The organism is Thermodesulforhabdaceae bacterium, assembly GCA_037482015.1.
Taxonomy (GTDB): domain Bacteria; phylum Desulfobacterota; class Syntrophobacteria; order Syntrophobacterales; family Thermodesulforhabdaceae; genus JAOACS01.
In genome coordinates, this window is record JBBFKT010000006.1 from 74833 (window position 1) to 88215 (window position 13383).

11 protein-coding genes and 1 other RNA gene are annotated in these 13383 nt (G+C 44.4%); 6 read left to right on the plus strand and 6 right to left on the minus strand.

Going from position 1 to position 13383, the window contains the following annotated elements:
* Positions 1–259: 259 nt before the first annotated feature.
* The 5 genes from WHS38_08400 to acnA form a co-directional block, all read right to left on the minus strand.
* On the minus strand, positions 260–1435 hold the full coding sequence (locus WHS38_08400) for an ABC transporter substrate-binding protein (GenBank protein ID MEJ5300995.1): 1176 nt from the start codon (positions 1433–1435) through the stop codon (positions 260–262).
* A gap of 30 nt (positions 1436–1465) precedes the next feature.
* Entirely contained in the window at positions 1466–2824 is a 1359-nt protein-coding gene (locus WHS38_08405) for a nicotinate phosphoribosyltransferase (GenBank protein MEJ5300996.1), read from the minus strand.
* On the minus strand, positions 2821–3363 hold the full coding sequence (locus WHS38_08410) for an isochorismatase family cysteine hydrolase (GenBank protein MEJ5300997.1): 543 nt from the start codon (positions 3361–3363) through the stop codon (positions 2821–2823). Before WHS38_08410 ends, WHS38_08405 begins: the two co-directional genes overlap by 4 nt.
* Positions 3364–3416: 53 nt before the next feature.
* A complete protein-coding gene (locus WHS38_08415; protein MEJ5300998.1) occupies positions 3417–3953 on the minus strand; it encodes a macro domain-containing protein in 537 nt (178 codons plus the stop codon).
* Positions 3954–4062: 109 nt separating this feature from the next.
* A complete protein-coding gene (gene acnA, locus WHS38_08420) occupies positions 4063–6783 on the minus strand; it encodes an aconitate hydratase AcnA (GenBank protein ID MEJ5300999.1) in 2721 nt (906 codons plus the stop codon).
* Positions 6784–6958: 175 nt separating this feature from the next.
* On the opposite strand from acnA, the gene WHS38_08425 reads away from it, so the two are divergent.
* Positions 6959–8308 (plus strand): UDP-glucose/GDP-mannose dehydrogenase family protein, encoded by a 1350-nt coding sequence (locus WHS38_08425; protein MEJ5301000.1) that lies wholly within the window; start codon positions 6959–6961, stop codon positions 8306–8308.
* 124 nt (positions 8309–8432) lie between these two features.
* On the opposite strand, the gene WHS38_08430 is transcribed toward WHS38_08425, so the two are convergent.
* Positions 8433–9188 carry a hypothetical protein gene (locus WHS38_08430; protein MEJ5301001.1) on the minus strand — a complete coding sequence of 252 codons (756 nt, stop codon included), beginning with the start codon at positions 9186–9188 and terminating at the stop codon, positions 8433–8435.
* Between the two features lie 276 nt (positions 9189–9464).
* On the opposite strand from WHS38_08430, the gene rnpB reads away from it, so the two are divergent.
* The 5 genes from rnpB (at position 9465) to WHS38_08455 (ending at position 13367) form a co-directional block, all read left to right on the plus strand.
* An RNA gene (gene rnpB, locus WHS38_08435) (RNase P RNA component class A) lies at positions 9465–9894 on the plus strand.
* A 31-nt stretch (positions 9895–9925) separates the two neighbouring features.
* Entirely contained in the window at positions 9926–10693 is a 768-nt protein-coding gene (gene ispD, locus WHS38_08440; GenBank protein ID MEJ5301002.1) for a 2-C-methyl-D-erythritol 4-phosphate cytidylyltransferase, read from the plus strand.
* A complete protein-coding gene (ispF, locus tag WHS38_08445) occupies positions 10663–11175 on the plus strand; it encodes a 2-C-methyl-D-erythritol 2,4-cyclodiphosphate synthase (GenBank protein ID MEJ5301003.1) in 513 nt (170 codons plus the stop codon). Before ispD ends, ispF begins: the two co-directional genes overlap by 31 nt.
* Before the next feature lie 21 nt (positions 11176–11196).
* On the plus strand, positions 11197–12822 hold the full coding sequence (gene cysS, locus WHS38_08450) for a cysteine--tRNA ligase (protein ID MEJ5301004.1): 1626 nt from the start codon (positions 11197–11199) through the stop codon (positions 12820–12822).
* A 56-nt stretch (positions 12823–12878) separates the two neighbouring features.
* Entirely contained in the window at positions 12879–13367 is a 489-nt protein-coding gene (locus WHS38_08455; protein MEJ5301005.1) for a bifunctional nuclease family protein, read from the plus strand.
* Positions 13368–13383: the final 16 nt, after the last annotated feature.

A 13383-nucleotide genomic window follows, 5' to 3' on the forward strand; every position in this document is an offset into this window, starting at 1 on the left:
CCACCTGCCTGGGGGATCACCTGCGACTTTTCTTTTTCCGTGTTAAGAGCGAACTATTTTTCGCCCTATCTAATTATATCATCCTCAAATTGTCCAATCCCGTCGCAGGCTCCCCCTTTCGAAAAAAGCAAAAGAAGAAGCCGTTACGGGATTGTTTAGAGTTCACCACCATTAACCGTTGCTCCTTTTTAAGTTTAAAAAGCTGCTAAAATTTTCACAACTTCACCATTACAACAAAAAATTATAAAGGGTCAAGATCTTATTTTGCAATTGCCCAGTTGCCCTTAACAACCTGAACTATTATAAGATCCTTCTTCCCAAGGCCGTTGTGATCTGTCTGTGAGAAATTAAAAACTCCTAATTGCCCGATAAAATTTTGCCTTTTTTCAATGTAGTCTCTTATTTTCGCTCTATCGGGTCCTACATTAGCCAGTGCATCAATGGCGAGCATAAGTGCATCCCAGGCATGTCCACCGAAAGACGACACTGCCTCGTTGAACTTGCTTTCGTATTCTTTTGTGTAAGCCATAATGACCTGCTTTTGAGGATGATCGTCAGGAAGGATAGGTCCTATGACTACAGGAGGAAGTGGCACATAAAGCCCCTCTGCATCCTCCCCAAGCATTTCCAGATTTTTCTTATTTCCAAAGCCGTGGCTTTGGAAAAAGATCGTATTGGTCATGCCAAGTTGACGCCAGGTTTTAGTGGCCAAAATCTGAGTGGGACCGATGGACCAGTTGATAACGGCATCTGGTTTGGCTCCCTTAATTTTGGTAAACTGAGCTGTTAGATCAGTATCCTTGGGTCCGTATCGTTCATCGGCAACAATTTCTATGCCGTAATTCGGAGCATATTTAAGAAGCTCTTCTCTTCCACTTGCTCCATAACTTGTTGAGTCCGTGAGAATCGCTACCTTTTTAACGCCTTTTTCCTTCATGAATTCGTAGATTTTTTCTGCTACATGACTGTCGGATGGTGCCACTTTGAAAATCCATTTTCTTTCTTCAGGTGGCGTAACTATTTTATAGCTTGAAGCACAAGAGATAAGCGGCACCTGCTCTTTTTCCGCAACGGGGGCAACCGCCAGACTTTCTCCGCTTCTTGTAGGACCAATGATAACTGAAACTTCATCTTTGGAGATGAGCCGCTTTGCTGCCAGGATGGCTTTTGTAGAATCACTTTCATCGTCGTATATGATAAGTTCCAGCTTATGACCCTTTATGCCTCCCTGAGCATTGATATTGTCGCGGATCATCTCAGCGGTCTTCTTTTCTGGTTCTCCAAGGAAAGAAGCTACTCCAGTTACGGAAAATATAGCTCCAACCTTGTAAGGTTCATTACCGCTGCTACTGAAAGAACTTTTTGTCACTCCCATCAAGGCAACCAAAAACGCCACCATTACAACGATTGTCCCAACCCACAACTTTCCTTTCATTTCTTTTCCTCCCTTTGCATGAGTGCACTACTACTCGTAAATTTTTTTCTCCTCCGCCGTTTGCTCTTCCAGTTCTACAAGCGCCTTCCCTATGACAACTCTGTAGTGTTCCTGTGGCTCCAGAGCTTTAAGCCCTTGGGAAAGGCGACGATACTGTTCTTGAAGCCTTTCTCGCGCTACCTTAATCCCCTCCGGTTCTTTTACAATGCGTCCGTTTTTCACTACCTCCACAAGGAGTGGTTCCCCCTTTTGAGATTGATCCCATGCTACCGTAAGCACATCGTGACTCATCATGCCTTCCCTGGTGTAGTATCGAAAGACCTGTTTTGGAGAAACCCATGATCGCTTGCCAGGCGAAAGCTTCAGAACCGGTTTTCCTTCGTATTCTACAAGCTTATAGGCAAGATCAAGATAGGGAGCATCGGCAGAAACGCCCATTTTGGTTCCGATTCCCACAACATCGATGTAAGCACCACTGTTTATAAGTTTATTGAGACGGTATTCGTCCAGGCTTCCACTTGCCATAATGGATACATCGCCAAGTCCGTGAGTTATAAAGATGTTTTTTACTTGATGGCTTAGTTCCACAAGATCGCCACTGTCAAGTCGGACTCCTCTAAGATTAAAGCCTCTTTCCTTGAGCCACTTAGCCACTTCTACAGCCTTGTAAGCCGCTTTGATTGTGTCGTAAGTATCCAGAAGCAATACGGTAGATTCGGGAAAAGTTCTCGCGTAGGCAAAAAATGCGTCCAGTTCGTGTTCGAAACTCATAATGTATGAATGCGCCATAGTGCCGAACACGGGTATTCCGTAGAGCTTTCCCGCCAGAAGGTTGCTTGTGCCGAGAAACCCCACCAGATAGCTTGATCTCGCGACCTTTACAGCGGCGTCGGCTCCGTGAGTGCGCCTGAGGGAAAAGTCAACCAGCCCTCGTCCCTGAGCTGCCTCAACACAGCGAGCAGCTTTTGAAGCTATAAGAGTTTCGATGTGAAAGATGTTCATTACAAGGGATTCCAGAATCTGGCTTTCTATGATTGGAGCAGTTATTTCAATAATTGGTTCATAGGGAAAGAAAATAGTTCCTTCTGGAAGAGCTCGCACCGTTCCGGAGAAGCGGAAGTTTTTAAGGTAGTTCAAAAAGTCTTCAGAAAATTTACCAATGGATCTAAGATAATCAATAGCTTCCGAAGAAAACCGGAACTGTTCTAAAATGTCCAGAAAACTTTCAAGTCCAGCCGCTACGAAGTATCCTCGAGTGGGTGGGCAGTCCCGAATATAAAGGCTAAAGGTAGCTTCCCCTAGCTTCCCCTCCTTGAAATAGCTTGCTGCCATTGTGATTTCATAAAGGTCAGTGAGTAGTTCTGGTTCATACTTGTGCCAGTGAATCATTGTGGAATGCTCCATAAAAGTTTTGCGCCAAAGATTACGTCCATTCTTTCCAGAGCGCAATCATGCTGTCGGGGATTAATGTCCCCGAGGCAAGGAAGGGGTAGCACCACAGTATAGTCACGGTATCTAAGATCTACCACTGTATCCATGACACAGATAGATGTGCAAACACCAATTACCCAAATTTCTTTGGGATTATATTTTGCCAGGATTTCGTCGAGGTTTGTTTGAAATAGAGCACTGAATCGGGGTTTGGTTACGATTATATCCCCCGGTTGAGGTTTTATTTCATCGATGAATTCTCCTCCCCAGGTGTTTTTTATGGCATGGCGGGGAAAGCGTTTGAATTCTGGATCGTTTTCGTCATGAGCGTCCTGAACGTAGATCACCGGATAACCTCTGTTCCTGAACCAGGCGATTAACTCAGCGGAAGGCTTTATAATTTTGTTACGCACGCTGTCTCCGCAGTAAAGTTTTCCCTTCGGGTGGAGGAAATCATTCAACATATCTATCACGAGTAGAACTTTTTCAACTGACATGTTTTTGTCCCTCCCTGCTTAGTGGTTTTTCGGTATTGTCCAGGAGGAAGTCCCTATAAGGAAGGTATACTTTCAAGGGTCTTTTCGAAGATTTCCAGATCCTCTTTTGAATAGAGACAGAAGACCACTTCTTCGAGAGTCGTTTCCTGATTTTTCAGAAATTCCTGAGCGGTCTTGAGCATGATAGAGGCGCATCGATCTTTAGGAAAGCCGAAAATGCCTGTGCTTATGGCGGGAAAGGCAACGTTCTTGCAACCCTTTTCTGTGGCTCTAAGTAAGCTGTTCCATGTGGCGTTTCGTAGCTTTTCGTCCTCGTTTCCTTCTCCGTATCTAGGTCCAACCGCATGAATAACATACTTTGCTTTAAGATTTCCTGCTCCTGTAACTACCGCTTCTCCAACTTTAATCCTGCCGATTTTGTTGCATTCTTCCTGGATGCTGGGACCACCCTTTTTCTTGATTGCTCCCGCGACTCCACCTCCAAGAATGAGATCTTCATTGGCGGCATTGACAATTGCGTCGGTGGAAAGTTCAGTGATGTCCCCCTGGGTAAGAACGATTTTTTTGCCGGGCTTGACAACTCTTTCCATAGGCCGCCTCCTCGTCTTTTCCCGTCTGCTTCTAAAAGGCAGGGACGGTTAAAAGACCAAAAATAGATTACGAGGTGGGGGAATAGCCCACCCCTTAAAAAGGTTTCCTTTAAACTACCTGCCTGAGTATCTTCGGGAGTATCCCACCATGAAAAGCATAGTCAACTTCAACTCCAGTATCAAGACGACATACAACAGAAAATTCTATTTTTCTTCCTGTTACCGGATGTAAAGCTTCCACCGTAAGAACTGAACCTGGTAGAATCTTTTGGGGATTAGCGTCTTCCGTCGCCTTTGACAAACCTCGAATTGAATATATTTCTTCCCCTGTCAATCCAAGTTTTTCAGCTGATTCTCCTGGCAGAAACTGTAATGGAATAACTCCCATGCCTACAAGGTTACTTCTGTGGATGCGCTCAAAACTTTCCGCAATAACTGCTTTTACACCGAGAAGCGCCGTGCCTTTGGCTGCCCAGTCTCGACTACTTCCCGTGCCGTATTCTTTTCCTGCTATTACAATAAGAGGCATGCTTTCTTTACGATAGCGCTGAGCCGCCTCCCACACCGTTACTACTTCGCCCGTTGGGAAATGGACGGTCCAGCCTCCGGTTTTATCCGGAACCAGTTTATTTTTAAGACGAATATTTGCAAAGGTTCCCCGAACCATGACTTCGTGATTTCCACGTCTTGAGCCGTATGAGTTGAAGTCTTTTGGCAAAACATCCAGATTTTTCAGGTAACTTCCAGCCGGACTGTCTTCAGGTATGGCTCCCGCTGGGGAAATGTGGTCGGTTGTTACAGAATCGCCAAGTAGAAGCAGAACGCGAGCTCCCTCAATGTCGCAAAGTCCAGGAGGTTCTTTAGTCAGGTTCTCAAGGAAAGAAGGTTTTCGGAGATAGGTGGAGCTTTCATCCCAGGGAAAAAGGTTTGACGAGAAAGATGGAAGAGCCTCCCAGAGTTCGTTTCCCTGGAATAGTTGGTCTCGAAGGCTGAGATAGTATTCAGGATTATTGGCTTTGGCGGTTGCTGTGGTTATTTCTTCCTTCGACGGCAGTAAATCTCTTAGAAAAACCGATCGTCCCTCAGGAGAAATTCCAATAGGTTCTTTATCCCAATCTATATCGATTCGTCCTGCAAGAGCAAAAGCCACAACCAGAGCTGGTGAAGCGAGAAAGTTGGCTCTTACTGCTGAATGGACTCGTCCTTCAAAGTTCCTGTTGGCACTAACAACGGCGCAAACAACCAGATTACGGTCCTTAATGGCTTTGAACACTGGTTCTGGAAGGGGACCACTGTTTCCGATGCAGGTAGCGCAACCATAGCCTACGATGTGAAATCCGAGTGCTTCGAGGTCTTCCATGAGTCCGAGTTCTGAAAGGTATGCCTCGACAGCTCTGGATCCGGGGGCAAAGCTGGTCTTTACCCATGGTTTAGGTTTTAAGCCGAAAGCTCGCGCCTTTCGAGCCAAAAGTCCTGCTGCGACGAGAAGCTCAGGGTTTGACGTATTTGTGCAACTGGTTATGGATGCAAGGACAACAGAGCCGTGATCAAGTTCTTTGTCGCTGGATGAGGAAAGAATTACGTCTTTTGGAATTTCATACCCTCCATCAGATTTCGGTTTAGAAAGAATGTCACGGAAAGATGCAGGAAGACTGGAAAGGGGAATCCTGTCTTGAGGCCGCTTCGGTCCGGCAACAGATGGCACAGCTTTAGAGATGTCGATTTCTATAAGGCGCTCGAATAATATTTTTTCGGGATCTTTATATCCTCCAAATATTTTCTGAAGCCGACAATAGGTTTCTACAAGTTCAATAAGCCATGACGGTCTTCCTGTTTCCGCAAGAAATCTCAGAGTTTTTTCATCAACAGGAAAATATCCCATTGTTGCGCCGTATTCAGGAGCCATGTTTGCTATGGTTGATCGATCTTGAAAGGTTAGATGATCGCAGGCAGGACCAAAAAATTCCACAATTCTTCCAACTACTCCGTATTTCCTGAGTTCCTCCGTAATGAGAAGAGCAACATCTGTAGCCGATGAGTTTTCGGGCAGTTTGCCCCTTAGCCTGACTCCAACAACAGGTGGTGTCGGGAAATAGTAAGGTTGTCCTACCATGACCGCTTCGGCTTCAATTCCGCCAATACCCCATCCTAAGATCCCCATGCTGTTTACCATGGTGGTATGGGAATCAGTTCCGAATACAGTATCAGGAAAAACGGTAGGATTTTTACCGTCTTCCGAAGCTACTACGACTACGGTTGCCAGATGTTCGATGTTTATCTGATGGATGATGCCTTTTCCTGGGGGCACAACGGAAAAATTTGAAAAAGATGATTGAGCCCATTTAAGGAATTTATATCTTTCGGAATTTCGTTCAAATTCGCGGTCGAGGTTGTTCTTTAAAGCCTCTTTGCAAGCCCATGAATCTACCTGCAGGGAGTGATCTATTACAAGATGAACAGGAATCATTGGGTTTATGCGAGAGGGATCTCCTCCCCATTGAACCGTCACATCCCGCATGGCTGCAAGATCCACTACTACGGGTATGCCGGTAAAGTCCTGAAGAAGTAATCTTGCTGGATAAAAGGGCACTTCGCAGGGTTTGTTAGGATTAGAATAGGACTGAAGAATTTTATAAATGTCGTCGAAGTTTATTACTGCATCGTTTTGATTTCTTATAAGATTTTCTAGTATGATTTTCCAGGATACTGGATATCGATCCAGGTCAATACCTGCTGTCTGAGCATAAGCTTCTATGCTGAAGTAATTATGAGATTTTCCATGAAAGCCGAAGGTCCTGATGAGGTTCTCTTTTGAAAGTTGAAAGGGCATTTTTACCTCCTGGTGTTACCTGCACCCATTTCCGCCGTGATTGGTAGTGGGGCGGTGGATGAAGGAATTTTCATAAGCTAAGTTGACTATTTTTTTGCGAAATATAAGACTTTGCTTATAAATTAGACCTGACAAAAAGGCAAGAACCCTGAAAAATATGCGGGAGGATTAAAACATGAAGATAGCCGTTGTGGGAACGGGGTATGTGGGACTTGTTAGCGGCGCCGGATTTGCTGATTTCGGTCATGAAGTGGTCTGCATTGATAAGGACGTATCCAAAATCGAAAATCTTAAGGCGGGGAGAATCCCCATTTATGAGCCTGGACTCGATGAAATGGTCGAAAAGAATCGCCGTGCAGGAAGACTTTCTTTCACAACAGATATGAAGGAAGCTCTTCGAGATGCTCAAGTAGTTTTCATTGCTGTTGGAACTCCCGCTTCACGTAGAGGCGATGGATATGCCGATTTGACATATGTTTACGAGGTGGCGAAAGAAATAGCTCCCCTGCTTAACGATTACAGGGTAGTTGTTATAAAAAGCACAGTTCCTGTTGGAACAGCCCGTCAGGTGGCGAGAATCATAAAGGAAACCAATCCTGATGCTAGTTTTGACATGGCAAGCAATCCAGAGTTCTTGCGAGAAGGGGAAGCGATTGAAGATTTTATGAAACCGGATAGGGTTATCATTGGAGTGGATAATGCCAGGGCGGAAGAAATTCTAAGGGAAATCTATCGACCGCTTTTACTTGCCGAAATTCCCTTCGTGGTTATGTCAATTGAATCGGCAGAACTCACAAAATATGCATCTAACGCCTTTTTGGCTACGAAGATCAGCTTCATAAATGAAATTGCCGCTCTGTGTGAAGAAACTGGAGCCAATGTGCTGGATGTAGCTCTGGGGATGGGGCTTGATGCGAGAATTGGTAAGAGCTTTCTGCAGGCTGGACCTGGTTACGGAGGTTCCTGTTTCCCTAAGGATACTAGAGCTCTACTCAGGATAGCTCAGGAATATGGGGTTGCCCTCAGGATAGTAGAAGCCGTAGTAGAGATAAACGAAGCTCAAAAAGCCAGAATGGTCAGGAAGATCCGACAAGCTCTTGGGGGGTCTGAAGCTGGAAAAACCATAGCCGTTTTGGGACTTACTTTTAAGCCTGATACGGACGACATGAGGGAAGCTCCTTCTCTTACCATCCTTCCTGCTCTTATAGAGCGAGGGGCAACTATACGGGCTCACGATCCTCAGGGAATGAAGGAAGCGAAAAAGCTCCTTCCAGACCTTGTATATTGCTCCGGTCCCTACGAAGCTTGTGAAGGAAGCGATGCTGTGGTGCTACTTACTGAGTGGAGAGAATATCGAGCTCTAGATCTACAGAAGTTGAAAAAACTTCTTAAAAAGCCAGTTTTTGTCGATCTTCGCAATGTTTATCGTCGGAAGCAGATGGAAGAAGCTGGTTTTATTTACTACAGCGTGGGGAGAAAGCCTGTAATTCCAAAAGGAGATTCTCAGGTAGGTGTGTGCAAGTAAAGAGCATGAATCGGGTGCACAGTATTGTGCATCCGATTTGGAAAGATGTCTTTATTTTGTGAAAACTAAAAAATGTTAGGGGATAATCTTCCGTGACAGTTTTTCCGGGTGATAACTCTGGGCCTTATTTTGCATATATTCTAAGTATTGTCATAACAGCCGTTATCAGGGTAAACCCCATGCCTATGAACCACTGGGTAAATGTTAGTCTCTTTTCAAGAGATTCAAATCGTTTCTCCATTGCTTCAAATTTTTTATCAGAAGCTTCAAATCTGGCTATCATTTCTCTCTGCAAGGCCTCGAATCTTTTCTCGGAAGCTTCGAATCTGGCTACCATTTCTCTTTGCAAAGATTCGAATCTTTTTTCAGAGGCTTCGAATCTAGCTATCATTTCCCCCTGAATAGCTTCAAATCGTTTCTCCATCGCTTCAAGTTTTTTATCAGAAGCTTCAAATCTGGCTATCATTTCTCTTTGCAAAGATTCGAATCTTTTTTCAGAGGATTCGAATCTAGCTATCATTTCCCTCTGAAGAGCTTCAAACCTTTTCTCCATTGCTTCGAATTTTTTATCAGAAGCTTCAAATCTGGCTATCATTTCTCTCTGCAAGGCCTCGAATCTTTTCTCGGAAGCTTCGAATCTGGCTGCCATTTCTCTTTGCAAAGCTTCGAATCTTTTTTCAGATGATTCAAATCTTGATATTTCTATTTCTCTCAAGGATTTTAGCTCTTCTTCGACTTTTACGATTCTTTCCATCAAAGAGAATTCTTTTGCCCTCTGTTCGTTTCTGCGAACGAATTCCTCTACTGCTGCTTCGAGGCTTTTCTGAACTATGGCTTTTACAAATTCTTCTATTTCATTTCTGGAGATAGCTTCTTGCATGTCTCAGAACCTTTTTAATATCTTTAAATTTCACGGGTCCGGTTGTAACTTTGCGTTTACGGTTTAGACTTTGTCATTATAATCCAGGACAACCAGATTTCTCAAGTTTCTATGGATGCTGGCTGGAAATTTATTTTTGAGCAAAAAGGTCGTGGCATGCTATAGCCTTACCAAAATATGGTAACCACATGGGTAGTTGTCTTCACAACCTTTTTCTAACAACCTCACCTTGCTTTGATGTATTGCAAGTGTTAGAATAAAAGTGGTTTTAAGAGGAGAGCAGGTCGCACGGTCGCTCCGCGAAAACATTGTAGTATTTTTTGCTACAATTGCTTATCGCGGGGAGGAAAGTCCGGGCTCCACAGGGCAAGGTGCTGGGTAACGCCCAGTCTCGGTGACGGGAGGAAAGTGCCACAGAAAACAGACCGCCCCTCCGCTGTTGTTCTGGTTTGCCAGAACGGCAGAAGGACGGTGGTAAGGGTGAAACGGTGAGGTAAGAGCTCACCAGACCCGGTGGTGACATCGGGTGCTAGGCAAACCCCACCTGGAGCAAGACCAAATAGGGGAGCGATTGAGGGTGGCCCGCCCGAAGCTCCCGGGTAGGTCGCTAGATCCCGTCGGTAACGACAGGGACCAGAGAAATGACCGTGCTGTCGGCTGATGAAAAGCCGGCAGACAGAACCCGGCTTATAGACCAGCTCTCCTCCTTTCTATTCTATCATAAGGAACAAAAAACCATGGAAAAAGTCGCTGTTATTATTCCCGCCGCGGGTCAAGGCCTGCGTTTTGGTGGGGATTTGCCAAAACAGTTTGTTCCAGTTATGGGAAAACCTCTTCTTGCTTGGACTCTTCATGCTGTGATTAGCGCCGCTCCTGTTTCTTCATGCATTGTAGTGCTTCCTAGAGACAATTTTCAACATTACAAGAAAATTCTAGAATCTTCACTTACAGAACTTTTAACATCTTTGACAATTCAAAAGGGTGATGAAAGGAGAGTTTGTTTCCAAAATGAGCAAGTATCATTTATAACAGTTCCCGGTGGTTCTGAACGGCAGGAAAGTGTATGGGAGGGACTAAAAGTTATTCCAGACGGTATTGAATGGGTGGCTGTGCATGATGGAGCTCGCCCTCTGGTTTCAAAAGAAGTCTTCCTTCGGGTTTTTGAAAAAGCACGATTGGTTGGAGCAGCGATAGCAGCTATTCCTGCTAGAGATACGGTAAAGCGGGTAAAAAATTATTCCTATGACTATATCATCAATGAAACTCTTGATAGATCAACTCTGTGGCTTGCTCAGACTCCTCAGATATTCCGTCGAGATATTATTATCCGAGCCTATGAAGAAGCCTTTTCAACGAACTTTGTTGGCACAGATGATGCATCATTGGTTGAAAGGTTAAAGAATCCTGTGGCAATTGTGGAGGGAGACCCTCTTAATATTAAAATTACGTCGAAAGAAGATATGGAGTGGCTTACATGGCACCTGCAAAGAAAGAATGCGAAGTAAGAATCGGGATGGGATACGATGTTCATCCTTTTGTGAAGGATCGCCCTCTTATGCTGGGAGGAATTAAAATTCCTTCACAATTTGGGCTTGCCGGCCATTCCGATGCTGATGTTCTGCTCCATGCCGTGTGTGACGCACTTCTTGGAGCTGCAGGACTGGGAGACATTGGTCGCCACTTCCCTGACTCTGACCCAAAATACAAAGGTATTTCCAGTATGGTGTTACTTCAGAAGGTGCTCGAAATGATTGATCAAGCTGGTTATGCAGTAGGCAATATAGATGTGACTGTTGTGGCTCAAAAACCTCGCATCGCCCCTTATAGAGATCAGATGATCAGAACTATTTCTCAAGCTACCGGCCTCAAGTCAAATCAGATCAGCATTAAGGCTACAACCACGGAAGGACTCGGATTTACAGGAAGAGAAGAAGGAATAGCTGTTTATGCTGTGGCTCTCATCTATAAAAAATTTGGTGGAGATTAGCATCGGAAAGGAGCAATTCTGATGAGACTTGTAGTTTACAATACTCTTACTAAAACCAAAGAAGAATTTCAGCCTCTTGAACCCGGGAAGGTCAGAATGTATGTTTGCGGAGTAACCGTTTATGACTATTGCCACATTGGTCATGCCAGAAGCGCTGTGGTATTTGATGTTATCTACCGCTACCTTTCCTTCCTTGGGTATGAAGTGGTTTACGTAAGAAATTTTACTGATATAGACGATAAAATCATCCGAAGAGCTCAAGAAGAAAATACCGATTATCGCAGCATCGCCGAACGTTACATTGCGGCTTTTTACGAGGACATGGATCGCCTTGGAGTGCTTCGTCCAACTGTGGAACCTAAAGCAACAGAACACATTAGCGACATGATAGAGATAATTAAAAAGCTTTTCGAGAAAGGCTACGCCTATCAGTCCGGACGAGATGTGTATTTTTCGGTAGAACGCTTTTCGGGTTATGGGAAGCTATCCGGCAGAAGTCTTGAAGATATGATGGCGGGAGCTAGAGTAGATATAGACGAGCACAAACGTAACCCCTTTGATTTTGTGCTCTGGAAGGGTAGTAAAGAAGGCGAACCTGCCTGGGACAGCCCCTGGGGACCAGGACGCCCAGGATGGCATATTGAATGTTCGGCAATGAGCGCAAAATATCTGGGGGAAACCTTTGACATCCACGGTGGCGGAAAGGATCTTGTATTCCCGCATCACGAAAACGAAATTGCACAATCAGAAGCTGCCTTTGGTAAGCTTTTTGTGAGATATTGGCTTCATAATGGTTTTGTGAATATCAACAATGAAAAGATGTCCAAATCTTTGGGCAACTTTTTCACTATTCGTGAGATCTTGGATAAAATCCATACGGAAGTTTTACGCCTCTTTGTCCTTTCCAAACATTACCGCAGTCCGGTGGATTTTTCTGATGATGCAATTAAAGAATCCGAACGAGGCTTGGAACGGCTTTATATGACTGTTTCCGAAGCCTTGGTTCGCCTTGGAAAAGAGGGCGACGTTGTCAACCAACCAGGTTTTAAAGTGACACAAGATATGAAGGGAGAAGTGTTTCCTTCACCGAGAGCGTCTATGCCTTTGCTCCTGGACAAAGATCGTATTGTTGCTCTTTCAAATTCCAAAGCCCACACCAGTATTGATGCTGAACTTTCTGAAAAGGTTTTTTCATTTCCAGAAAAATTTCTAGAAGCCATGAACAATGACTTTAACACGGCTCAGGCTGTAGGGCTTATGTTTGACCTACGGAATGCACTTCAGCGATTCCTTGAAACCTCGGGACGGAAAAAGCTTAAAGGTCCAGCTGCAGAGCTTGTTGAACTGGCTGTCGCTTTTTTAAGAGAAACGGGTTCTATTCTGGGCATTCTTGAGAGAGCGCCGGAAGAATTTTTACAGGAGCAGAATTTGATTAAATTAAAGTCAACCGGTATGACAGTGGAAGAAGTTGAAGCGTGGATTGCCAGGAGAGCGGAGGCGCGAAAGGAAAAGAGATTTGATGAAGCGGATCGGATAAGAGCCATGCTTGCTGAAAAGTCTATTCAGCTTGAAGACACGCCTCAGGGCACAAGATGGCGTGTGGTGGGTGTAAGCCCTCAAGTAGTAACCCCTAATGAAAAAGTATAGCAGGACACAGGTATTTGTGCACCTCCACGAAATAATAGGAAAGGGAGGTCTAAAACATGGAAGAAAAGGATTTGCTTCGGGAAAAAAACTCTCAGGATGATGCTTTTATTGAAGCAAAGGAAGTTTATATCAAAACTGATAGAACTCAGGGAAATATGGTTATTCTCAAAGAAACAGAAGACTCGCCCTATTATTTTATGATGTTTGTGGGAGATGCTGAAATTACCGCTATCGCTAAGGAAAAAGGATTTGTGGAGCCTAAGCGCCCACTTACCCACGATCTTTATCTGTCGATTCTCCATCAGGCTGGTGTGACCTTTGATAAGATAGAAATTTATGACATGCGAGAAAATACTTTCTACGCTAAAGTTTATGCTCGCATTAATGGTGAAGAAAGGATATTTGACAGTCGCCCGAGCGATGCCGTCGCTTTAGCACTTCATGAAGGTATTCCCATCATGGTTAACAAAAAACTTCTCCATCGTGAATTGACCCCGGAAGAGATAAAAGCTTACGAAGAGCTTATAAAAATGGTTAAGTTTTAGGACAGGAAAATTTTAT

Coding starts and splice junctions, on each gene's coding strand:
- ispD (MEJ5301002.1), top strand. CDS start 9,926: ATGGAAAAAGTCGCTGTTATTATTCCCGCCGCGGGTCAAGGCCTGCGT.
- WHS38_08400 (MEJ5300995.1), bottom strand. CDS start 1,435: ATGAAAGGAAAGTTGTGGGTTGGGACAATCGTTGTAATGGTGGCGTTT.
- cysS (MEJ5301004.1), top strand. CDS start 11,197: ATGAGACTTGTAGTTTACAATACTCTTACTAAAACCAAAGAAGAATTT.
- ispF (MEJ5301003.1), top strand. CDS start 10,663: ATGGCACCTGCAAAGAAAGAATGCGAAGTAAGAATCGGGATGGGATAC.
- WHS38_08425 (MEJ5301000.1), top strand. CDS start 6,959: ATGAAGATAGCCGTTGTGGGAACGGGGTATGTGGGACTTGTTAGCGGC.
- WHS38_08455 (MEJ5301005.1), top strand. CDS start 12,879: ATGGAAGAAAAGGATTTGCTTCGGGAAAAAAACTCTCAGGATGATGCT.
- WHS38_08415 (MEJ5300998.1), bottom strand. CDS start 3,953: ATGGAAAGAGTTGTCAAGCCCGGCAAAAAAATCGTTCTTACCCAGGGG.
- WHS38_08430 (MEJ5301001.1), bottom strand. CDS start 9,188: ATGCAAGAAGCTATCTCCAGAAATGAAATAGAAGAATTTGTAAAAGCC.
- acnA (MEJ5300999.1), bottom strand. CDS start 6,783: ATGCCCTTTCAACTTTCAAAAGAGAACCTCATCAGGACCTTCGGCTTT.
- WHS38_08410 (MEJ5300997.1), bottom strand. CDS start 3,363: ATGTCAGTTGAAAAAGTTCTACTCGTGATAGATATGTTGAATGATTTC.
- WHS38_08405 (MEJ5300996.1), bottom strand. CDS start 2,824: ATGATTCACTGGCACAAGTATGAACCAGAACTACTCACTGACCTTTAT.